A 23,221-nucleotide genomic window follows, 5' to 3' on the forward strand; every position below is an offset into this window, starting at 1 on the left:
GTGGAGATCGGTGCGGACAAGGCCATCGCCCTGAGCCAGGGCAAGCTGTACCTGGGTGGCCTGCTGGGGACTGCCGAGTCCGACCTGGACTTCGGTGAAGGCGCCTCGGGCAAGATCGAGAGCAAGATGGTCGGCGGCTATGCCACCTACATTGATGACAACGGCTTCTACGTCGACAGCGTGGTCAAGTACAGCCGCTTCGACAACGAAGTGAAGACGCCGACCAACCTGGGCAACTCGGTCAAGGGCAGCTACGACACCGATGGCGTGGGTGTCGATGTGGAAGTGGGCAAGCGTATCCAGCTGAACAAAGGTTGGTTCGTCGAGCCGCAGCTGGAGATTACCGCCACCCACACCGAGGGCGGCAGCTATACCGCGAGCAACGGGCTGCGCGTGGAGTCGGATGCGGTCGAATCACTGCAGAGCCGTGCCGGCGCACTGCTGGGGCGTGAGCTGGAGTTGTCCGGCGGCATGCGGGCGCAGCCTTATGTGAAGGCGTCCTATGTCACCGAACACGCCGGTGACAGTGAAGTGCGGGTCAATGGTCATTCGCTTGCCAGTGAACTGCCGGGCAACCGCACCGAGGTCGGTGCGGGCGGGGTGCTGCAGGTGGGCGAGCGCAGCAAGATTTCACTGGATGTGGAGTACGCCACTGGTAGCGATATCGAGCAGCCGTATGCGGTGACAGTGGGCTATCGGTACCTCTGGTAAAGCGATGTCAGTAATCGAGCTCGAACTGCGCACTGTGGTCGTCAAATGTTAAAAACTGGTCAGGAGGGGTCAATTAATTTTTGTCCGGCCAGCGGATAATTTTATTCGCTGTTTAGAATTGGATTAATTACTGAAGCTGGCGATTTTTTGCCTGGATGATACTGAGGCGTCATAAATGTTGGTTAGAGCTAATAACGAAGTGGCGGTTTATGCGGTTCACTGGCAAAAAATCGTCGATCGAAAGGGACTGTGTATTGGCTATGAAGCCTTGGCTCGACTTTCCGGTGTGTCGGGGAGTGGTGTCGAGAAGGCAATTGGGGTGATGTCGCTTTCTGAGTTGAGGAGCCTTACTTCAGAGGTGATTTCTTTAGTCTGTGCCGGTTGTGCAGCGCGCCCGAATTCATTTGAAAACGGGCCGCTAAGCGTGTTTGTCAATGTTGAGAAAGAGTCGTTGACGGATCGTCAGTTGGTTGGAGAGGTTATCGCGTGCTTTGAATACCTGAAGGCTAGAAACTACCACTTGGTGCTTGAGCTGACGGAGCGGCCAGTGAGCAAGAAGGGATTAATGCGTTACATCGATGCTTTGTATCGACTGAAGGGTGCGGGCGTTTCTCTTGCGCTAGATGACTATGATATCAACGATCCGGTACACCTTGAGCTTGGGTTGGGGGTGTGCGAGCTGGTTAAACTGGATATCAGCAGCCTTGAGGGTTTTTCGCGGCGTGCTCAGACAATGCTCGATAGGGAGGGCGAGCGCGTGAATGCAAAAATCAATGATTTTTTTCAACGTTACAGCGTTTCATTGTTGGCTGAGAAAGTGGAGTTTGATTGGCAGGCGACCAAGGTGTTGTCGATGCCCTTTGAATTTTTTCAAGGTTACTATTTCGGGCGGCCGGGTATTTTCGATTGACGGTTAATTGCGCCGGGCGGCGAGGTGTTTGAAATTGTTTTAAAGGTTAGCCTCAGGGACGTGTTGGGATTTGCCATCCGAGGCTGTTGTTGATTTTGTATGTTCATGTTGGAGGGGTGTGATGGTCAATTTTTTTCAAGCAATTGACGAGGTAAAAGTTAATTCGATCAGTTGGCAGAAAATAGTTGATCGTAATAATAGCTGTATCGGCTATGAGGCATCGGCTCCCTTCGCTGGTGAATCAGGGCAGGGCGCGGAGGTGAAGAGGCCAGTTTTGCCGATGATTTCAATGGTTCGTGCCAGCTGTATAGCGCGCCCACGTTTTTCGTATGGGCCGCCCTTGCGCATGTTTATGAAGGTTGAGAAATCGATGCTTCTGAGTCATCGCGTGGTGGATGAGCTAATTAGATGTACCTCGGATTTGAAGGGGTGTAATTATCAGTTGGCGATTGAGCTGATGGATGGGGTCGTCAGGAACATGGAGATGGCCACTTATGTGGAGGCGCTGTATCGATTGCGGGAGTCCGGGGTTTGTATTGTGCTCGATGACGATGTCATTGAAGACACGATTCGGCTTGAGTTAAGGCTCGACTTGTGCGACATGGTCAAGGTGGATGTCGACAGCTTCGGGATATTCCCGAAGTCGGTAAATGATGTCTGTGTCAGGGGGTATGAGCAAGTTTATACCGGCGTTGTCGATTATCTGCAGCGCTACGGTGTTCCGTTGCTTGTCGGTAAAGTGGAGAGCGATTGGCAGGCGCATGTAGTTTACTCAATGCCTTTTGATTTTTTTCAAGGTTACGCGTTTGGGCGGCCAAAGCACGTGCTTAGCGTGCGTATGTAATTTTTTATTGGCTGGGTAGGTTTTATATTTTTGGTGAAGTCATTGGGAGTGGGGTGGGGCTAAGTCAGTTTTTGTCGAATTCTTCTGAGCGTTCCGCTCCACACGCTGCGCCGCTGGTTTTGGTTGATAGCGGCGTGAAATGTCAAAAATACATCCCTTGATGTCAATCCTATTCAATGTCGGGCGTGGAAGATTCCAGTCCGTGACCCAGGTCGGTTGGTGAAGCTTCGTGAACAACGCAACAGTGCTCCATAAGGTTCCCCCTTTCAATGTATGCGGCAAGCACTTTGCTCTGGTTTTGTGCGCCTCCACGTCTCTGATGTTCTGCGGGTACTCCACTGCCAGAACGTTGAGTGGCGATGAAATTAATTCGTATGAATCGCTCAAGGCCGGGGATAGCGCAACCAATGTGATTGTCAATAGCGAGGGTACCTTGAACCTGGAGAGTGAGTCCGCTTCCAGTGGGAGCACAGTCAACGCTAACGGCGTTGAAAGTGTTCAACAAGGCGCGAATAGCAACGCCGCAATCATCAACAGTGGCGGTGTCCAGAAAGTTTCGGGTGCTGCCAGTGGTGCGACCATTAATGGCGGTGGCGAGCAAAAATTATCGGGTTCAGCGACTGACACCGTTATTCAGTCAAGCGGCAAACAGGAGGTCTATAAAGGCGCAACTGCAAATACCACAACAATCAAGGGCGGTGGTATGCAGTATGTCATGGGTAACGTCTTCAGCACCGATGTCGGTGGCTACCAGGAAATTCAGAGCAATGGTGTGGCGAACGGCACCAAAGTTCATAGCTGGGGCAGTCAGGTCTTGAAAGGCGGGACCGCCAACGCTTCGGACGTTTATGAGTACGGCGAGCAGAAAGTACAGGCTGGCGGCATAGCCAACGACAGTGTCATTCATGACACAGGACTCCTGACCTTGCAGGTTGGCGGCACCACCAACCGCGCTCACGTTGGCACCGGCGGTACCTTTGTCAGCAGCGGCGGCGTGTCCAATGACACGGTCATTGATGGCGGCCTCCAGACTGTTTCGGGCGGCAGCAGTAATGGCGCGCTTATCATCGAGGGCAAGCAACAGGTCGTCAGCCTAGGCGTGGCCAACGATAGCGTTGTCGAGTCCGGCGCGCTTCAGACCGTGAGTTCCTATGGTCGTAGCAACAATACGCAAGTGAAGCAAGGCGCCACGCAGGAGGTGGGTTCCGATGGCTCGTCCTTTGGCTCGCATCTTTACGCCGGTGGCATTCTTTCCACGCGAGCTGATGCATACGCGACAAACGTCAATCAGGAGGCAGGGGGCATTCTTCGTGTGGGTACAGACGCTTTCGTGTCGGGTACCAATCCCCTCGGCGATTTTTACATCGATGCCGGCGCCCATACCGCGGACAATGTGTTGATTGAGAAAGGTGGCCATCTTGATGTGGTCAGTACACAGGACATCGTTCATGACACCACCATCAATGGTGGAGGTATGAATGTCAGATATGGTGCCCATCTTACCGGTACGACGTATCTCATCGACGGAACCCTGACGACCACTGGTGCAGCCGGGGTGATTACCGATGGCGATCTGGTGTATGACTACTCGGGTGCCATAGGCCAGAACGGTATGTACTCCACTGGCTTGAGCATGCAGGGCGCCGGTTCGGTCATCAAGCAAGGGGCGGGTGGGTTGCACATCGAGCACTCCACCAAGAACCAGGGTTCGGAACTGGCCGGCGGACTGCAGCTCAAGGGCGGTACTCTGTGGCTGGAAGATGGCTGGCATGGTGGCACGGCCGACAAGGCAGTCCTGACCCTGTCCGGTGCTAACAGTATGCATGCGATCGTCGACAAGGCGGTCTTGGAGGGCAGTAGTGGTCTGGTGCTGGCTGACGCTGCCACCAACGCAGCCCTGACCATCAAGGACACCGCGCTGCAAGCCGCCAGCGGTTCGTTGCTGCTAGAGGCGAAGAATGGCAGCCAGCTGACGACCAACGTCGAACGCTCCACCCTGACCGGTGACATCGCCTTCCGTGACAGCAGCTCGGGCTGGCTGAACCTGCTCGACAACAGCCACCTGGCTGGCGCCATCGATCCGGTCAACGTGAAAGTCGATGGCAGTAGTAGCTGGGATGTCACCGGCAACTCCACAGTGGGGGCCCTGGTCAACGACGGTGCAATCTATTTCGTCGGTGATGAAGCAGGCTTTGTCACCCTGGACGTGAACGGTGATCTCTCCGGTAATGGCACCTTCGCCATGGGCACGGCACTGGCCCAGCAGCAGGGTGATCTGCTGCAGGTGAAGGGGCAAACGCTGGGCAACCATACCCTGATGGTGGAGGACGCCGGGCAGGAGCCGGCATCGGCTACGCAATTGCGGCTGGTGGACGGCAATGGAGGGTCGGGCTCCTTTGGTCTGTACGGTGATCATGTCGATGTCGGTGCGTTCCGCTACACCTTGCAGCGCCAGGGAGATGACTGGTACCTGACAACGCCGGCGACCACGCCACCGACGGAGCCTGTGACGCCACCAACGGAACCTGTGACTCCACCGACGGAGCCGGTAGCTCCGCCAACCGAGCCTGTGACGCCACCGACGGTATCTGTGACGCCGCCAACTGAGCCTGTGGCCCCGGTAGCGCCACCGGCCAAGCCTTTCAATCCGTCGCCGGGCAACCTGTCCAGCGGGGCGAATGCAGCCGTAGCTCTCCACGGTGCCAGCGCCGGCATGTGGAACGCGCAGATGAATGCGCTGGTCAAGCGCCTGGGCGAACTGCGCATGGGCAAGGACGAGGGCGGTATCTGGACCCGCGCCATCGGCAAGCGCTTCGAGGTCGACGAAGGCGCCAGCCGTGCCTTCAACCAGGACGTGCAGGGCGTGGAGATCGGTGCAGACAAGGCCATTGCCCTGAGCCAGGGCAAGCTGTACCTCGGCGGCATGCTGGGGACTGCCGAGTCCGACCTGGACTTCGGCGAAGGCGCCTCGGGCAAGATCGAGAGCAAGATGGTCGGCGGCTATGCCACCTACATTGATGGCAACGGCTTCTACGTCGACAGCGTGGTCAAGTACAGCCGCTTCGACAACGAAGTGAAGACGCCGACCAACCTGGGCAACTCGGTCAAGGGCAGCTACGACACCGATGGCGTGGGTGTCGATGTGGAAGTGGGCAAGCGCATCCAGCTGAACAAAGGCTGGTTCGTCGAGCCACAACTGGAGATTACCGCCACCCACACCGAGGGCGGCAGCTATACCGCGAGCAACGGCCTGTGCGTCGAGTCGGATGCGGTCGATTCACTGCAGAGCCGTGCCGGCGCACTGCTGGGGCATGAGTCGGAGCTGTCCGGTGGCATGCGGGCGCAGCCTTATGTGAAGGCGTCCTATGTCACCGAACACGCCGGTGACAGCGAAGTGGAGGTCAATGGCCATTCGCTTGCCAGTGAACTGCCGGGCAACCGCACCGAGGTCGGTGCGGGCGGGGTGCTGCAGGTGGGCGAGCGCAGCAAGATTTCACTGGACGTGGAGTACGCCACTGGCAGCGATATCGAGCAGCCGTATGCGGTGACAGTGGGTTATCGCTACCTTTGGTAGGGCGCTGTTATCCGCTAGATCCCCTTCAGGAGTCTGACGGATACGGCGGCGAGACGTACCCACCTTATTCGGCTTGCAGCGAGAAAGTGGAAGTTTGGTCCTTGAGAATCGATGCGTAAATATTACTGAATGTTACGTCCGTCCCTGGCCAGCTCAACGTAAGGTGAGGTGTTGAATTTTTTAATCGCTTGTCACTAAGTATCAAATCAATGTCGCTAAAGGTCAATCCGTAAAAATATCTTGAGCGGATAATTCCTGGTATTCGAGCGTCTTTAAGTTAGTGATGTTGCGGGTGATTGGCTACAGTTCCATTGCCAAGTACGGTTGTGGACATTCGTTGCGGTAACTTTGATGTTTGCGGGGCTCCGGGCTTGTTGTCCTGGTAGGTTGTATCGCTTGGCAGTGCAGAAAAAGCTATCTGTCCTTGAATTTATTGTTAGATGGATGGCTATTTATATAAATTAAATTTGATTGTTGATTATGACGGCACTTATCCGTAAGACTTCTCTTGCTGGCTTCCAGGAGCTGGTTGGCCACTTGGGCGGGAACGCAGATGCACTTCTGCAGCGCTTTCGAGTCTTTCCCCAAATGCTCCAGGAGGAGGAGGCACGGCTACCTCTACGTTCGTTGGTCGGCGCTATGGAACTGGCGGCGCAGACCTTGAAATGTCCTGACTTTGGCCTGCGCATGGCTGAGTATCAGGACATGCATGTGTTGGGGCCGGTGGCAGTGATTGCCCGAAGTTCGAGCACGGTCAGGCAGGCGCTGGAGTCGATTTCGCGCTTTATCAGTTATCATAGCCCTGGTGTCTATATAGAGCTGGATTGTAGTGAGCCGGAGAGCCCTCGATTGGTGGTGGATATTCGACTGGCAAACCTGACGCGACGACGGCAGACGTCAGAAATGGCGTTGGGTATGGTTTACAACACTGTGAAATTGCTTTGCGGTAAACAGTTCAGCCCCCAGTCGGTGTTGCTCACGGGTATTCCACCATTGCCTTTGGAACGCTATCGTCATTATTTTCAGTCAGCGGTGTATGCAGGGCACGCTCATAATGCTCTGGTCTTGCGTAGAGAGCATTTGAACCAGCCCATCGAGCGGCAGGATCCTATGTTGCATCGCGTATTGCTGGAGTACCTGCAGGCGTTCGAAATGCAGCCGCGAAGTGATATTCTTCATCAAGTTCACAGTCTGGTTCAACGAATGTTACCTACGCAGCGGTGCCGGTTGTCGCTGGTTGCCGAGCAGCTCGGCCTGCACGAGCGTGCTTTGCAGCGAAGGCTTGCAGAGCGCGGCTATTACTTTGAAGACCTTGTGGAGCGAATACGTAGAGAGCTCGCAAAAATTTATTTGGCCGAGCGTGGTATGCCAATGTCGCAGGTTGCGAATTTACTCGGTTACAGTGAGCAGAGCGTATTCAGTCGCGCGTGCCGGCGTTGGTTCGCTCAAACGCCGAGTGCAATGCGGCGTCAATTATTGGCCAACAGCAAGGAAAATGTACTGTAACAGCCTGACGTGTTTTTATTGGCCAAGTAATTGAGACGTCCAATCCATGCCACTTCGCTCATGCAACACTTGCTCTATTGGCAGCCAGCAATTGTTTACGCATGGCACTCGGCGTTTGAGCGAACCAGCGCCGGCATGAGCGGTTGAACACGCTTTGCTCGCTGTAGCCGAGCAGGCCAGCTATCTGCGACATCGGCATGCCGCGTTCAGCCAAATAGCTTTCCGCTCGCTCTCGGCGTATCCGTTCCACCAAGTCTTCAAAGTAACAGCCTCGTTCAGCCAGTTTTCGTTGGAGAACACGCTCATGCAAACCGAGTTGCTCGGCAACCAGCGACAACCGGCATCGTTGCGTGGGTAACATGCGCTGGACCAGGCTGTGTACCTGGTGGACAAGGTCGGTTTGCGGCTGCTTCTCGAACGCTTGCAGGTACTCCAGCAATACGCGATGCAGCATGGGGTCCTGCTGTTCGATGGGCTGGTTCAGGTGCTCGCTACGCAAGACCAATGCGTTGCGGGCCTGGGCGGTGTAGACGGTGGACTGGAAATAACGACGATAGCGCTCAAGGGATTGGGAGGGCGTACCGGTGAGCAGGATGGCCTGGGGGGTGAATTGCCTACCGTAAAGCAATTTTACGGTGTTGTACGCGACGCCCAATCCCATTTCCAGCATTTGACGGCGTTGGGTGAGCTTTGGCAGGCGGATGTCGACCACGAAACTTGGGCTTTCTGGGTCGCTACAGTCGAGCTCCGCAAAGATGCCCGGACTGTGATAGCTGATAAATCGAGAGATTTCCTCCAGTGCCTGTCTCACTGTGCCCGAGCTTCGTGCAATCACTGCGACCGGTCCCAGCACGTGGATGTCCTGATATTCAGCCATGCGCAAGCCAAAGTCAGGACAGTTCAAGGTCTGCGCCGCGAGTTCCATGGCGCCAATCAACGAACGTAGAGGTAGCCGCGCCTCCTCCTCCTGGAGCATTTGGGGAAAGACTCGAAAGCGTTGCAAAAGCGCGTCTGCATCGCCGCCCAATTGGCTCACCAGCTCCCGAAAACCCACAAAAGAAGCCTTGCGAATAAGTGTGGTCATGGTCGTCAAAATGCCATGTCAAGTCGCAAAAACAGGACCTCTTCGCTGGCTGGAGAAAGCTGCGCTGATGAGGGGCGAGGCCCGCTGGTAGGTTAACTGTAGTCAGTGCAAGGCTTTACGGCAATTTTGCGCGACCAGTGTGGATGTGGGGCGATGGCGTGGGCGTTAGTATCAAAGTGCCGTTATGGTGGTGGTTTGTGACAGAGACGGTCTACTTGTGATTTGCGCAAGTCCTGAATAGGGGCCCTGTCCTGCCAATCAATAAGGGATGGCTTTCAACGTTTTATTACGGTTCGTCTAAGCTCATACAGATTGACCTACTGCTGTAAATGCGTGCCATCCAGTGCTTGCAAAGGGGGGAGTATGTCGCGAGTCCCTTTTCTTCGCGTTGCAGCAACATCCCGTTCGACTGCCGCAGGAATGGTCATCGTTACACTAATGTCCTCATCAGTGAACGCACAGATTGTCTGGACAGGCGCCACTTCAACGGACTGGTTGACAGGTACAAACTGGCTGGGCGGAACGGTTCCGCCTTCAAATGAGACGGTTCAGATTGGCGTTGCCGGTGTGGCTGCACCTAATTTTCCCCTCATCACCGGTTTCCAGAATGTGTCCAGCCAGCAAGGGTTTATAGGCCTGGACCCAGGTTCGATCGGAATCGTCACCGTCAATGGACTGGGTTCCCAATGGAGCAACAGTGGTGACCTCATCATAGGGGTTGGCGGTAATGGCACGTTGACCCTCACTCAGGGCGGCGCAGCGCAGATTCTCGGTAATGTGATCATCGCTTCCCAAGCCGGTTCGGTGGGCACACTCAACATAGGCTCTGCAGCAGGGAGTGCGGCAAGTGCGCCTGGCAGCGTGAACGCCGCAACAATTTCCTTCGGGCTTGGCCAAGGGAACATTGTCTTCAATCACACTGATAATTTTGGCAGCTACCTTTTTGCACCCGCTATCTCCGGGACGGGCTCGGTTGTACATCAAGCTGGCTTCACGACGCTGACCGGAAATAGCACCTACGCAGGAGGGACCACGATCAGCGGCGGCACACTTCAGCTGGGCAATGGCGGGTCGACCGGCAGCATAAGTGGAGACGTCGCAACTCAAGGCACGCTCGCCTTCAATCGTGCGGACACGTTGATCTTCGATGGGCTGGTCAGCGGAGGAGGGAGCGTTCAACAGGTGGGGCAAGGCACGACTGTTTTTACCAACAACAATACCTATCTGGGTGGGACGACTATTTTCAACGGCACTCTTCAATTGGGTAATGGCGGTACCGGTGGTGCTGTTGTGGGGGATATCAGTAATCAGGGAACCTTGATCTTCAATCGCGCCGACACCCTCATCATCGATGGTGTAATCAGTGGCTTCGGCCAAGTGGTGCAGGGTGGAACAGGCACGACCATTCTAACGGCCGACAATACCTATTCGTCGAAACCAACCCTCATCAGTGCCGGTACACTGCAACTGGGTAACGGTGGCCTGACCGGTTCCATCAATGGTGAGGTTGTCAATCAGGGCGTATTGGCGTTCAACCGAGCCAACGTATTGGTGTTTGGCTCACAGATCAGCGGACCGGGGCGTGTTGAGCAGATTGGCCCTGGTACCACCATTTTAAACAGCGACAATACCTACACCGGCGGGACGATTATCAGCGCAGGCACCTTGCAATTGGGTAACCAAGGAACCCTCGGGCTCATTTTGGGCGATGTCGTCAATCAGGGAGCCCTGGCCTTCAGTAGGGTGGATGCGGTGACATTCGAAGGCAAGATCAGCGGCTCGGGCGTTGTAAATCAAATTTCTACGGGAACCACAATCCTCACCAGCGACAACACCTATACGGGCGGAACCAATATCCTCACAGGTACGTTGCAATTGGGCAGTGGGGGAAACAATGGTTCCATCGTCGGAGATGTGTCGAACCAGGGGACTCTGGTTTTCAATCGATCGAACACCCTGACGTTCGGCGGTGTGATCAGTGGTGCAGGCAGGGTCGATCAATCGGGCTCAGGGACCACCATTCTGACGGGCAACAATACGTATTCTGGTCCGACTATCGTTGCGAGCGGCATCCTCGCAGGGGGAGCGGCCAACGTTTACAGCCCTGGCTCCGACTACCTTGTTCAACCGAATGGCTCGCTCGATCTGCAAGGGTTCAATCAGTCAGTCCAAAGCGTTCGCAACCTAGGCCTAATACGGATCGGCGAGGCCACGGGTACCCGGGTAGGTACGGTTTTCACGGTGAGTGGCAACTATGTCAGCGATAGTGGGCGGCTGAGCCTGAACTCGATGCCAGGGAGTGATTCCACGGCCACTGACAGCATGTTGGTGGGCGGTAATGCCGGGTTTGCCAATGGTGCCACCAGCATCCTGGTCACCACACTCAGCGGGGCAGGAGGGCAGACGGTAGGGAATGGCATGAAGCTGGTAGATGTCGCAGGTTTCTCCGATCCCCGCGCATTCACGCTGGGTAATCGTGTAGCGGCGGGAGCCTACGAGTACAGCCTTTATCAAGGCGGCGTGGGTGCCGCTGCCAGTGACGGGAACTGGTATCTGCGCTCGACCTTCGAGCCTCCGCCGATTGACCCTCCGACGATTCCGCCTGTGGAGCCGCCTACGATTCCGCCTGTGGAGCCACCTACGATTCCGCCCGTGGAGCCTCCGACGAATCCACCCATTGACCCACCGACGAACCCGCCGATTGACCCTCCGACGATCCCGCCTGTGGAGCCTCCCACGACCCCGCCACCGACGCCTCCGACCCTTCCAAACTACCGGGTGGAAGTTCCCGTGGACATGGTGGTACCGGCGCTGGCCAATCGCTTGGGGCTGGCCATGTTGGGCACGTACCACGATCGAATGGGCGATAGCGTTCTGGAACGGCTCGCAAGTGAAGGGGGCCATCCGGGATGGGGGCGGATCCTGGGCGAAGACGGTGATGTGGGTTATGACGGAGCCAGCAACGCGCAACGACTGGATTCATTTGAAGATAACGGCGTCTCCTACGACTTTGACATGAGCGGATTCATGGTCGGCAACGACCTCTACAGGGTGCTCCATGACGATGGGTCTCGAGATGCAGGCGGGATCTATTTTAGTGCCGGACGTATCGACAGTGATGTGCGTCGGGTCTATGGCGGCAAGGCCGGCACGGCCTCCATGGATGCGTATTCGCTAGGGCTTTACTGGACGCATACGGGCGCGAATGGCTGGTACTCGGACATCGTGGTGCAAGGGACTCATTACCATGACATAGAGGCAAGCTCGGTGCAGGGTGAGGAACTGAGATCAACCGGCAATGGAGTCTCAACATCAGTGGAGGGTGGTTATCCGGTTGCCTTGGGGAATGAGTGGTTTATCGAGCCTCAGGCGCAACTGATCTACCAGAGGGTTTGGCTCGATGACGACAAGGACAGCTTCGGTCGAGTGAATTTCGATACTACCGATGCGGTTTACGGACGCCTCGGAGGCAGATTGGTAAAACACCTGGCGGTAGATAACCACTCCGTGTCGACCTGGATGCGCGCCAATGTATGGAATACCTTTGGCTCAGATGCCGATGTCACATTTTCCAACATCGAGGGCGATAACTCAGTCACGTTGAGCACAGCGCTCGGAGGGCGCTGGGCGCAGTATGGGATCGGTATTTCTGGCGAAGTGACGGAAAGCGTGAGCGTGTTTGCGTCAGGTGACTACAACGCTGCGCTTGGCGATGGTGACGGTACCAGTTACGCAGGTCGCATTGGTTTGAGTATCGTTTGGTAATACCCGCATGGTTTTTCAGACGATAACTATCCCGGCACGAACAGTGTCGAAATAGGCGGCAATCAAAATTATGTCGCCAAAAGTCAATTAAATTTTCACGGGGTTGTGCAGAATCTGGATCGTATTGTTTTGTTTTAAATGAGGATTCTGTTCAATATGGACGTCACGACGCATAAACTAGCTGTTGGCATCGCTGCAACATTGAGAAGTCCACGTGGGGCTGAGACAGCTCCCGTCATTGTTTTGTGCCACGGCTTTTGCGGTATTCAAGAGGTTTTGCTTCCTGCCTTTGCTGAGTTTTTTACGCGCGCAGGATTCCATACCGTGACATTCGATTATAGAGGCTTTGGTGCAAGTGAGGGTGAGCGAGGCAGACTGCTACCTTCTCTGCAGATTCAGGATATTCTTGCCGTTATCGAGTGGGTTAAAACTCAACCGGGCATTGACAAGCATCGAATCGGGTTGTGGGGCACTTCATTAGGCGGTTGCCATGTGTTCGGCGCCGCCGCAGAAAATCCAGATATCAAGTGTATTGTCAGTCAACTGGGTTTTGCTGATGGAGAAAAGGTCGTAACAGGAAAAATGTCTGCTGAAGAAAAAGCAGAATTTGTGCTCGCGCTGGACAGGATGGTTGAGAAAAAAAGTGCCACGGGCAAGGAGATGTTTGTTGGCATTACCCGGGTGCTGAAGGATGAAGAGTCGAAAGCGTTTTTTGAGGTGCATAGAACTCTTTACCCGGCAATGGATATAAAAATTCCATTTCTCACGGTAAGGGAAACGTTTCAGTACAAGCCGGGAGAAAATGCAAAATACGTAAAGTGTCCGACGTTGGTTGTCTTGGCGGGGCAAGATTCAGTCAATCCGCCAGCGCAAGGGCTGGAATTGTATGAGTCAGTGACGGCGGATGTGAAGCGCCTTCATGTCGAGCCGCAGGCACGGCATTATGATATTTATACTGGGGCCTACTTTGATCGTGTGGCGATGATTCAGTCCGATTGGTTCAACGACAACTTGTGAAGCCTGAAGCTACTCCCCGTTGGCCTATAGCGTGCTGTCTGCGCTTTAAATAAAGGACTCGATGGCCATTGTGGTATCCCCTTTGCTCGTACTCAGCGGCGAGGGGGTGGGATCGTTCATCAGCATGCTCCTGCGCAAAATCCCCCGCTGAGCGGGCCTGGGATCGGCACCGCACCGAGCGATGGCATCGAGCTGGCTTGCGGGGAAATTCTCTACGGACGTAACGTACGGCTGCTTTCGACAGAGTCGGGTATAGGTGTGCGTGCTGATGGGCCGATCCAGGCAGCAGGCGACCTCCCCATCGATAGTGATGTGACGTGCACGTCCGCCAAATCGGCAACGTCAACTGCTTTACGTATCGCAGTCATCAAATGTCAAAAAACGTTCGCGCATCATCAATAGCTTTTCTGAGTGCTCGCGAATAATTGCAATCCGTAGGCCGGCCTCTTTATTTGAGCAAGCGCTGATGCTGGCAGGGTTAATGGATTTTCAATTTTTGTCATTTGACGAGGCGGTACTGTAGTGTCGATTATCTTTCGTGCGATTAATAAGTACGGCAAAGGGGTTGCCGTCACGGTGTGCGCTTCAGGTTCGTTGCTGTTTGTTGGAATGCCGCTTGCTGCATCGTTGAATAATGAGGAAATCAATTTCTATCATTCCCTGGAAGCGGGCGAAACCGCTACCAACGTTGTTGTCGGTAGTGGCGGTACCCTGGAACTTCAAAGTGGAGCGTCGTCAAACGGAACTGCTATTCATGACAATGGTGTTGAAAGTATTCAGCAGAACGCCAGTAGTCAGGGCGCGCTGATTCAGTATGGCGGTATTCAAAACGTCGCAGGCACTGCAAGTTCGGCAACCATCAATGGTTATCAGGAAATTATGTCTGGTGGCAATGCGCTCTCTAGCACCGTTTCAGGCAGTGGTATCCAGATCGTGAAAGGCACCGCCATTGGTAGCGAAATTTACGATTTCGGCCACCAGTTGGTTCAGGCTGGCGGTAAAGTCGATAAGAGTAGTGTGCATGGTAACGGCCGACTGACCCTGGAAGCCGGAGCGGAGGCAAGTCAGGTTTCCGTAGGAATCAACGGCTTTTTTTCCAGCGCAGGCGGTACCTCCCATGGCACTGTGATTGACGGTGGTATTCAAGACCTTTCGCAGGGTGCGGTCGATACGGATTCTACGATCATCATTGGCGAGCAGCGTGTCAGTAGCGAAGACGCAGTGGCCAATGGCACGCTGATCAAGGGCGGCGCCCAACAGGTTACTGCGGGAACAACAAACAATGTGGTGGTCGATGGTGGCCTTCAGAATGTTCAGGCTGGTGTTGCAAATGACACGGTTGTGCTTGGCGGCGTTCAGGCTGTTTTGGGTGGTATTGCAAATCGCACGCGTATCGAAGGCGGCGAACAGCGTGTTGTTGGCATGGGTGTTGCCAACGATACTGTTGTTACATCGAATGGCTACCAGACAGTAGCGTCCTATGGCCGTGCTTACAATGCTCGTGTACTGCAGGGCGCTACTCAGGATGTAGGCATTGACGGTATGGCCGACGCTTCGAGTATCGAAGGTGGCATACAGAATGTTGCCGGCACCACGCAAAATACGAAAATTTCTGAAAATGGCGTTCAATTTGTCTTGGCGAATGGTGTCAGCCTCGCAGCGGAAGTGGCCGAAACCGGCGCTCAGCGTCTTGAATCCGGAGCATTCGCGGATGGTACCTTGTTGCAGTCCGGCGGTATTCTTAATGCGGCAGCCGGCTCGCGCGCAACCAATGTTGTCCAGGAGGCTGGCAGTATTCTGTTCGTCACAACGGATGCCTCGGTTTCTGGTACCAATCCGCTCGGCAGTTTCTATATCGATGCGGATACGCATAAAACAGACAACGTGCTGATCGAGAAAGGTGGCTATTTCGAGTCAGTCAGTGAGCTGGACAGGCTCAACGACACGACCGTTAACGGCGGATCACTGATGGTGGCGTATGGCGCCCACTTGACCGGTACCACACGTCTCATCGACGGCGCCTTGACCTCCACTGGTGCAGCCGGGGTGATTACCGACGGTGACTTGGTGTATGACTACTCGGGTGCCATTGGCCAGGACGGTATGTACAGCACCGGCTTGAGCATGTTGGGCGCAGGCTCGGTCATCAAGCAAGGGGCGGGCGGTTTGCACATCGAGCATTCCACCAAGAACCAGGGCTCGGAATTGGCCGGCGGCCTGCAGCTCAAGGGCGGTACCCTGTGGCTGGAAGATGGCTGGCATGGCGGCGCGGTCGACAAGGCGGTGCTGAGCCTGTCGGGTGCTGACAGCCTGCATGCGATCGTCGACAAGGCGGTGTTGGAGGGCGGTAGCGGTCTGGTGCTGGCCGACGCTGCCACCAACGCTCAGTTGACCATCAAGGACACTGCACTGCAAGCGGCCAGCGGCACGTTGCTGCTGGAGGCGAAGAACGGTAGCCAGTTGACGACCAACGTCGAACGCTCGACCTTGACCGGCGACATCGCCTTCCGTGACAGCAGCTCGGGTTGGCTGAACCTGCTCGACAACAGCCGACTGACCGGTACCATCGACCCGGTCAACGTCAAGGTCGATGGCAGCAGCCGTTGGGATGTAACCGGCAACTCGGAGGTGGGTGCGCTGATCAATGACGGCATGGTCGATTTCCGTGCCGGCACGGCGGGCTTCTCCACCCTGAAGGTGGGCGGCGACCTTTCCGGTAACGGCACCTTCGCCATGCGCACTGCGCTGGCCACGCCAGGGGGCGACCTGCTGCAAGTAAGCGGCCAGACCCTGGGTTCCCACACCCTGGTGGTGGAAGACTCCGGCCAGGAACCGGCGTCGGCTACCCAGCTGAGGCTGGTGGATGGCAACGGCGGTTCGGGTTCCTTTGGTCTGTACGGTGATCATGTCGATGCCGGTGCATTGCGCTACACCTTGCAGCGTCAGGGGGATGACTGGTACCTGGCGACGCCGGTGACGGAGCCTGTGACCCCGCCGACGGAGCCGCTAACTCCACCAACCGAGCCTGTGAATCCGCCGACGGAACCTGTGACTCCGCCAACCGAGCCTGTGACGCCACCGACGGAACCTGTGACTCCGCCAACTGGGTCTGTGACGCCACCGACGGAACCTGTGACTCCACCAGCGGAGCCAGTGACCCCGCCGACCAACCTGGTAACTCCGCCAACGGATCCGGTGACGCCACCGACTGATCCGGTAACTCCACCGATGCAACCGGTAGCGCCGCCGGCCAAGCCTTTCAATCCGTCGCCGGACAACCTGTCCAGCGGGGCGAATGCAGCCGTGGCTATCCACGGTGCCACCGCCGGCATGTGGAGCGCGCAGATGAGTGCGGCGGTCAATCGTCTGGGTGAACTGCGCATGGGCAAGGACGAAGGGGGCATCTGGACCCGCGGCATCGGCAAACGCTTCGAGCTCGACGAAGGCTCCAGCCGTGCCTTCAGCCAGGATGTGCAGGGTGTGGAGATCGGTGCAGACAAGGCCATTGCCCTGAGCCAGGGCAAGCTGTACCTCGGTGGTTTGCTGGGTACCGCCAAGTCCGACCTGGACTTTGGTGAAGGCGCCTCGGGCAAGATCGAGAGCAAGATGGTCGGCGGCTATGCCACCTACATTGATGACAACGGCTTCTACGTCGACAGCGTGGTCAAGTACAGCCGCTTTGACAACGAAGTGAAGACACCGACCAACCTGGGCAGCTCGGTCAAGGGCAGCTACGACACCGATGGCGTGGGTGTCGACGTGGAGGTGGGCAAGCGCATCCAGTTAAAGAAGGGCTGGTTCGTCGAGCCGCAGCTGGGGATTAGCGCCACCCGCATCGAGGGTGGAGGCTACACCGCGAGCAACGGCCTGCAGGTGGAGTCGGATGCGGTCGATTCGCTGCAGAGCCGTGCCGGTGCACTGTTGGGGCGTGAGCTGGAGTTGTCCGGTGGCATGCGGGCGCAGCCTTATGTGAAGGCGTCCTATATTACCGAGCATGCCGGTGACAGCGAAGTGCGGGTCAATGGCCATTCGATTGCCAGCGAACTGCCGGGCAACCGCACCGAGGTCGGTGCGGGCGGGGTGCTGCAGGTGAGCGAGCGCAGCAAGATTTCGCTGGACGTGGGGTACGCCACGGGCAGCGATATCGAGCAGCCTTATGCGGTGACGGTGGGTTATCGCTACGCCTGGTAAGACGTTGCTATTTTGCCTTGGGTTTTAGTGCCCGGCATTCATTACCGGGCATTTTTATTTATCTACGTCGTCCTCGCTTGGTCAGGGTCGGTATTAGATGTCAAAAATATATCGTTCAATGTCAATCTCAATCTGGGTTGAACGCGGAAAATTACAATTCAGGTGAAGAGTCCCGTTTGACCGTAGCTTGAGGTGGTCTGCACGTTCTGCGGTAAGTAGCGAAGCAGCGTCAGATGGAACTTGACTTCTTCGGTGTATCTCAGCGTTCACAAAAAAGTTTGGTGAAGCTTCATGAACAGCGTAACAACATTATCTAGAATCCGCCCTCGCAATGGATGTGGCAAGCACTTTGCTTTGCTCTTGTGTGCATCCACTTCTCTGATTTTCTGTGGCTATTCCGCTGGTAAAACCTTGAGTGGCGATGAAATTAATTCGTATGAAACGCTCAATGGCGGGGACACCGCAACCAATGTGATTATCAATAGCGGTGGCACCTTGAGCCTGGAAAAAGAGTCGACTTCCAGTGGAACCACGATTAACGATAGTGGTCTTGAAATCGTGCAGCAAGGCGCGAACAGCGACGCAGCAATAATCAACAGTGGCGGTGTTCAGGACGTGGCGGGTAGTGCCAGTGGCGCCACTATCAATGGCGGCGGGAAGCAAAAAGTACAGGCTGGCGGTGTGGCCAGCGATAGCACTGTCCATGACGAAGGCGAATTGACTGCGGGCGTCGGCGGTACGGCCAATCGCACTTACGTTGGTTTCGGTGGTTTTTTGGACATCGTCGGTGGTGCATCCAACGAGACGGTTATTGAAGGCGGCCTCCAGGAACTCTCACAGGGCGCTATCGACTCCAACACGACAATTATCAGTGGCAAACAGCACCTAGGTAGCGACGACGTAATAGCCAATAATACCCTGATCAAAGGTGGTATTCAGTCTGTATCCGGTGGTGAGACTAATGATGTTGTGGTGGATGGCGGGAGTCAGAATATTTCGGGAGGACGCGTTAATCGCACTCGGATCGAAAAAGGAACGCAATATATCATCGGCGCGGGCGTTGCCAATGATACGGTTGTTACGCGGGATGGTATTCAAACTGTCGGTTCCTATGGCCATACTTACAATACGTTGGTCATGCAAGGAGCCACTCAGGATGTCGTTCTTAACGGACGGGCTTATACCTCGATTATTGATGGCGGCACCCAGGAAGTTACGGGCACAGCACAGAATACAAAGGTTCTTGCCAACGGGCATCAGTTTGTCAAGGATAACGGCATCAGTCTGGCGACAGAGGTGAGTGAAGGCGGTGTTCAACGTCTTTATTCCGGAGCATTCGCAGACGGCACCTTGTTGCGATTCGGCGGCATCCTGGGTGCGGGAGCCGGTTCGCGTGCGACCAATGTTGTCCAGGAGGCCGGCGGCATTCTGTATGCCACAACCGATGCCTCGGTTTCTGGCGCTCATCCGTTCGGCAGTTTCTATATCGATGCGGATTCGCATAAAACAGACAACGTGCTGATCGAGAAAGGCGGCTCTCTCCAGGCCGTCAGTGAGCTGGACAGGCTCAACGACACCGTCGTTAACGGTGGATCACTGCTGGTGAGGTATGGCGCCCGCTTGACTGGTACTACACACCTCATTGACGGGCCTTTGCAGGCTACGCATGCTGCCGGGGTGATTACCGATGGTGACCTGGTGTATGACTACTCGGGTGCCATTGGCCAGGACGGCATGTACCGAACCGGCTTGAGCATGCTGGGCGCAGGCTCGGTCATCAAGCAAGGCGCGGGCGGGCTGCACATCGAGTATTCCAGCAAGACCCAAGGTTCGGAACTGGCCGGCGGCCTGCAGCTCAAGGGCGGTACTCTGTGGCTGGAAGATGGCTGGCATGGCGGCGCGGTCGACAAGGCGGTGCTGAGCCTGTCCGGTGCTGACAGCCTGCACGCGATCGTCGACAAGGCGGTGTTGGAGGGCAGTAGTGGTCTGGTGCTGGCTGATGCTGCCACCAACGCAGCCCTGACCATCAAGGACACCTCGCTGCAAGCGGCCAGCGGTTCGTTGCTGCTGGAGGCCAAGAACGGCAGCCAGCTGACGACCAACGTCGAGCGCTCCACCCTGACCGGTGACATCGCCTTCCGTGACAGCAGCTCGGGCTGGCTGAACCTGCTCGACAACAGCCGCCTGACCGGCACCATCGATCCGGTCAACGTCAAGGTCGATGGCAGCAGCCATTGGGACGTGACCGGCAATTCGGAGGTGGGTGCGCTGATCAATGACGGCATGGTCGATTTCCGCGCTGGCACGGCGGGCTTCTCCACCCTGAAGGTGAACGGCGACCTTTCCGGTAACGGCACCTTCGCCATGCGCACCGTGCTGGCCACGCCAGGGGGCGACCTGCTGCAAGTAAGCGGCCAGACCCTGGGCGCCCATACCTTGGTGGTGGAAGATTCCGGCCAGGAACCGGTGTCGGCCACCCAGCTGAGGCTGGTGGACGGCAATGGCGGTTCGGGTTCTTTTGGCCTGTACGGTGATCATGTCGATGTCGGTGCGTTCCGCTACACCCTGCAGCGCCAGGGAGATGACTGGTACCTGGCGACACCGGTGACGGGGCCGGTAACGCCGCCAATCGAGCCTGTGACTCCACCGACGGAGCCGGTAACGCCACCAACCGAGCCGGTGACTCCACCGACGGAGCCGGTAATGCCGCCAACTGGGCCGGTGACACCGCCGACCGAACCGGTAGCTCCGCCAACCGAGCCTGTGAACCCACCGACGGTATCTGTGACGCCGCCAACTGAGCCTGTGGCCCCGGTAGCGCCACCGGCCAAGCCTTTCAATCCGTCGCCGGGCAACCTGTCCAGCGGTGCGAATGCGGCCGTGGCCGTCCATGGTGCCAGCGCCGGCATGTGGAACGCGCAGATGAATGCGCTGGTCAAGCGCCTGGGCGAACTGCGCATGGGCAAGGACGAAGGCGGCATCTGGACCCGCGCCATCGGCAAGCGCTTCGAGGTCGACGAAGGCGCCAGCCGTGCCTTCAACCAGGACGTGCAGGGCGTGGAGATCGGTGCGGACAAGGCCATCGCCCTGAGCCAGGGCAAGCTGTACCTCGGCGGCATGCTGGGTACCGCCGAGTCCGACCTGGACTTCGGTGAAGGCGCATCGGGCAAGATCGAGAGCAAGATGGTCGGTGGCTATGCCACCTACCTCGATGACAACGGCTTCTACGTCGACAGCGTGGTCAAGTACAGCCGCTTCGACAACGAAGTGAAGACGCCGACCAACCTGGGCAACTCGGTCAAGGGCAGCTACGACACCGATGGCGTGGGTGTCGATGTGGAAGTGGGCAAGCGCATCCAGCTGAACAAAGGCTGGTTCGTCGAGCCACAACTGGAGATTACCGCCACCCACACCGAGGGCGGCAGCTATACCGCGAGCAACGGGCTGCGCGTGGAGTCGGATGCGGTCGAATCACTGCAGAGCCGTGCTGGCGCACTGCTGGGGCGTGAGCTGGAGTTGTCCGGCGGCATGCGGGCGCAGCCTTATGTGAAGGCGTCCTATATCACCGAACACGCCGGTGACAGTGAAGTGCGGGTCAATGGTCATTCGCTTGCCAGTGAACTGCCGGGCAACCGCACCGAGGTCGGTGCGGGCGGGGTGCTGCAGGTGGGCGAGCGCAGCAAGATTTCACTGGATGTGGAGTACGCCACTGGCAGCGATATCGAGCAGCCTTACGCGGTGACGGTGGGCTATCGCTATCTCTGGTAAGGCGGGCTGGCAGGCGGGCGCATCTCCGGAAATATAGAAAACACCCGCCTATCGTCACTTTTCACCGGAATCGAATGCTTCTCCGCTATCTGCCGTCAGCTTAACCAGTGCGCAAAGCGGTTGAAGAACTCAAACATGATAGTAATGAGCGGATTCCAGCTTGGTCTGTGGCGCGCCACGTATATTTAGCGCTGTCACCCGTTATGGAAAGTCAGCCGGGATGCGTCAATTATTTTTAATTTAGTTGTTTCAGTATTTAGTTTTTGGTGCAAGTCTTCGGCCAGTGAATGAGGGTTATTATTGCCAGAATTTTGGCGGTAAACAAATCCACAACATTTTTTGAGGTGGGATTCAGCAAAATAAAGTGAGATGTTTCGGAATGAGGTGAAGCCTGAAGGGTTCTGTTCTGCATTCGCTTCCTCTTCTAATGTGCTGCCGCTGGTCGAGGGGCTGCACCCACTCGATAGTCGCGCCGTAAAGCATCATGACCTGGCCTGGTGGATATGGCGGCACGAGCTCATTCAGGCGGCTGCAGTCTTCCGGCTCTCCGAGGGGGGCAAGCCTTAGAGTGGAGCGGCGCATATTAACGTGGCGATGGGGGATATCCTGGGTGCCGATTTTTGAAATCTCTGGTAGGCGCTCCCAAATGGTGCCCGGCTCCTTGGGTGACTGTAAGGCTTCCATGTATCGGATCGAGGCGTTGCTGAAAAGGCGGAGTCGCTAAAAGTCAAATTATTGGCCTTTCCTGTCAATTATTCGGCCGCATGGGGGCGGATAATACACGTGAGTGGATTTGTACGTTGAGGCGAGTCGGCAGCGAAGAGCAATGCTGTGGTTGCTCTCCGGCACTAGATCAACTAATGGATGTATGTAACTTAAGTTTTGGCTTTTTAATTGAATTGTAGGTTTTAAAATGATTACCCTCCAGGTTGTTCGGGTTGGCGAAGCGGCTAAGATTATAGGCGTTCAAACTCATGAAAACAATTTAGCGCCACTGCGGCTAAAGGCAGCTTCTTTCGTTAAGTACGTTGTCAGGGTCGAAGATTCTTTGTTAACCCATCGAGTGGTTGTTAAACGCTCGGGTGACGATCTGGTGGTGATGGAGGATGGCAAGGAAGTAATTGTTATTGAGGGTTATTTTGCTGTAATAGATCCAGAGTTCGTTCTGGAGGATGACAATGGTGACACGTTACTGATCGTTTCAGGAGACGAAACAGTAGAGTATGCCGCTGACGGCGTTTTATATGATTCGGCATCAGATGCGAATGACGCTGCATTGTTTGGGTTTACGCTTGAGGGTGCTGCGCTCGGCGCTTTGGGGGTTTTGGGGGCGGGAGCTCTAGCGTTTGGTGGTGGGGGTGGTGGTAGTGATGATCATGATAATGGCGGCTCTTCAGCAATAGGCTCAACCGATAATATTGCGCCGAGTGTACCCACGCTGGTCGTGGGCGATGCCGATGCCGATGGTAAAATCGATGCGTCGGGCACTGCCGAGCCTGGCAGCACGGTCACCGTGACCTGGCCTGACAACAGCACCAGCACTGTCGTGGTTGATGGCAGTGGCAACTGGAGCCTGGAGTCGCCGACCGTTCAGGAGCCGGGCGAGGTCATCGCCGAGGCGACCGATGCTGCGGGCAACACCAGTGACTCGGTCACTGTCATCTACCCCGATAACGTGGCGCCGAACGCGCCGACGCTGGTCGTGGCCGATGCCGATGCCGATGGCAAAATCGATGCCTCGGGCACTGCCGAGCCTGGCAGCACGGTCACCGTGACCTGGCCTGACAACAGCACCAGCACTGTCGTGACCGATGGCAGTGGTAACTGGAGCCTGGAGTCGCCGACCGTCCA

General features: G+C 56.3%; 15 protein-coding genes and 3 pseudogenes. 13 read left to right on the forward strand and 5 right to left on the reverse strand.

Annotated features, from left to right (window positions below; all coding sequences use genetic code 11):
- From ACIQUS_RS26285 to ACIQUS_RS26300, 4 genes and pseudogenes are all read left to right on the forward strand, one after another.
- A partial coding sequence (locus tag ACIQUS_RS26285; protein ID WP_403053826.1) for an autotransporter outer membrane beta-barrel domain-containing protein occupies positions 1-711 on the forward strand: 711 nt, incomplete at its 5' end.
- Positions 712-886: 175 nt separating this feature from the next.
- Positions 887-1,621, forward strand: a complete 735-nt coding sequence (locus ACIQUS_RS26290) for an EAL domain-containing protein (RefSeq protein WP_403053828.1) — start codon at positions 887-889, stop codon at positions 1,619-1,621.
- Between the two features lie 121 nt (positions 1,622-1,742).
- A complete protein-coding gene (locus ACIQUS_RS26295; RefSeq protein ID WP_403053831.1) occupies positions 1,743-2,465 on the forward strand; it encodes an EAL domain-containing protein in 723 nt (240 codons plus the stop codon).
- Positions 2,466-2,784: 319 nt separating this feature from the next.
- Positions 2,785-3,135: pseudogene (locus ACIQUS_RS26300) on the forward strand (hypothetical protein); the annotation flags it as partial.
- On the opposite strand, the gene ACIQUS_RS26305 reads toward ACIQUS_RS26300, so the two are convergent.
- Both ACIQUS_RS26305 and ACIQUS_RS26310 read right to left on the reverse strand, forming a co-directional pair.
- Positions 3,103-3,546: a hypothetical protein gene (locus ACIQUS_RS26305; RefSeq protein WP_403053856.1), complete on the reverse strand. Its 444-nt coding sequence runs from the start codon at positions 3,544-3,546 to the stop codon at positions 3,103-3,105. The pseudogene ACIQUS_RS26300 and the gene ACIQUS_RS26305 overlap by 33 nt on opposite strands.
- A gap of 12 nt (positions 3,547-3,558) precedes the next feature.
- Complete coding sequence (locus ACIQUS_RS26310; protein ID WP_403053859.1) at positions 3,559-3,915, reverse strand: hypothetical protein; 357 nt, start codon at positions 3,913-3,915, stop codon at positions 3,559-3,561.
- Here ACIQUS_RS26310 and ACIQUS_RS26315 point away from each other — a divergent pair.
- On the forward strand, positions 3,859-6,039 hold the full coding sequence (locus tag ACIQUS_RS26315; RefSeq protein WP_403053848.1) for an autotransporter outer membrane beta-barrel domain-containing protein: 2,181 nt from the start codon (positions 3,859-3,861) through the stop codon (positions 6,037-6,039). The genes ACIQUS_RS26310 and ACIQUS_RS26315 overlap by 57 nt on opposite strands.
- Positions 6,040-6,519: 480 nt before the next feature.
- The gene (locus tag ACIQUS_RS26320; RefSeq protein WP_403053834.1) at positions 6,520-7,545 is read left to right on the forward strand and encodes an AraC family transcriptional regulator; all 1,026 of its coding nucleotides are present in this window, start codon (positions 6,520-6,522) and stop codon (positions 7,543-7,545) included.
- Positions 7,546-7,603: 58 nt separating this feature from the next.
- Here ACIQUS_RS26320 and ACIQUS_RS26325 read toward each other — a convergent pair whose 3' ends face one another.
- The gene (locus ACIQUS_RS26325) at positions 7,604-8,629 is read right to left on the reverse strand and encodes an AraC family transcriptional regulator (RefSeq protein ID WP_403053836.1); all 1,026 of its coding nucleotides are present in this window, start codon (positions 8,627-8,629) and stop codon (positions 7,604-7,606) included.
- A gap of 450 nt (positions 8,630-9,079) precedes the next feature.
- Between ACIQUS_RS26325 and ACIQUS_RS26330 the strand changes: the two genes are divergently transcribed.
- From ACIQUS_RS26330 to ACIQUS_RS26340, 3 genes and pseudogenes are all read left to right on the forward strand, one after another.
- Entirely contained in the window at positions 9,080-12,394 is a 3,315-nt protein-coding gene (locus ACIQUS_RS26330) for an autotransporter outer membrane beta-barrel domain-containing protein (RefSeq protein ID WP_403053839.1), read from the forward strand.
- 156 nt (positions 12,395-12,550) lie between these two features.
- Complete coding sequence (locus tag ACIQUS_RS26335; protein ID WP_403053842.1) at positions 12,551-13,411, forward strand: alpha/beta hydrolase; 861 nt, start codon at positions 12,551-12,553, stop codon at positions 13,409-13,411.
- 609 nt (positions 13,412-14,020) lie between these two features.
- Positions 14,021-14,290: pseudogene (locus ACIQUS_RS26340) on the forward strand (hypothetical protein); the annotation flags it as partial.
- Positions 14,291-14,323: 33 nt separating this feature from the next.
- Here ACIQUS_RS26340 and ACIQUS_RS26345 read toward each other — a convergent pair.
- On the reverse strand, positions 14,324-15,283 hold the full coding sequence (locus ACIQUS_RS26345; RefSeq protein ID WP_403053862.1) for a hypothetical protein: 960 nt from the start codon (positions 15,281-15,283) through the stop codon (positions 14,324-14,326).
- A 12-nt stretch (positions 15,284-15,295) separates the two neighbouring features.
- Between ACIQUS_RS26345 and ACIQUS_RS26350 the strand changes: the two genes are divergently transcribed.
- Together ACIQUS_RS26350 and ACIQUS_RS26355 are read left to right on the forward strand one after the other, a co-directional pair.
- Positions 15,296-17,602 (forward strand): autotransporter outer membrane beta-barrel domain-containing protein, encoded by a 2,307-nt coding sequence (locus ACIQUS_RS26350; RefSeq protein ID WP_403053850.1) that lies wholly within the window; start codon positions 15,296-15,298, stop codon positions 17,600-17,602.
- 291 nt (positions 17,603-17,893) lie between these two features.
- Positions 17,894-18,286: pseudogene (locus ACIQUS_RS26355) on the forward strand (AIDA repeat-containing protein); the annotation flags it as partial.
- 201 nt (positions 18,287-18,487) lie between these two features.
- Here ACIQUS_RS26355 and ACIQUS_RS26360 read toward each other — a convergent pair.
- Complete coding sequence (locus ACIQUS_RS26360; RefSeq protein WP_403053865.1) at positions 18,488-19,105, reverse strand: hypothetical protein; 618 nt, start codon at positions 19,103-19,105, stop codon at positions 18,488-18,490.
- Between the two features lie 12 nt (positions 19,106-19,117).
- Between ACIQUS_RS26360 and ACIQUS_RS26365 the strand changes: the two genes are divergently transcribed.
- Together ACIQUS_RS26365 and ACIQUS_RS26370 are read left to right on the forward strand one after the other, a co-directional pair.
- Positions 19,118-21,370, forward strand: coding sequence for an autotransporter outer membrane beta-barrel domain-containing protein (locus ACIQUS_RS26365; protein ID WP_403053853.1), 2,253 nt, complete (start codon positions 19,118-19,120; stop codon positions 21,368-21,370).
- A 913-nt stretch (positions 21,371-22,283) separates the two neighbouring features.
- On the forward strand, positions 22,284-23,221 hold a 938-nt coding region (locus ACIQUS_RS26370), incomplete at its 3' end, for an Ig-like domain-containing protein (protein ID WP_403053845.1).

The organism is Pseudomonas sp. NPDC090755, assembly GCF_044769005.1.
Lineage (GTDB): Bacteria > Pseudomonadota > Gammaproteobacteria > Pseudomonadales > Pseudomonadaceae > Aquipseudomonas.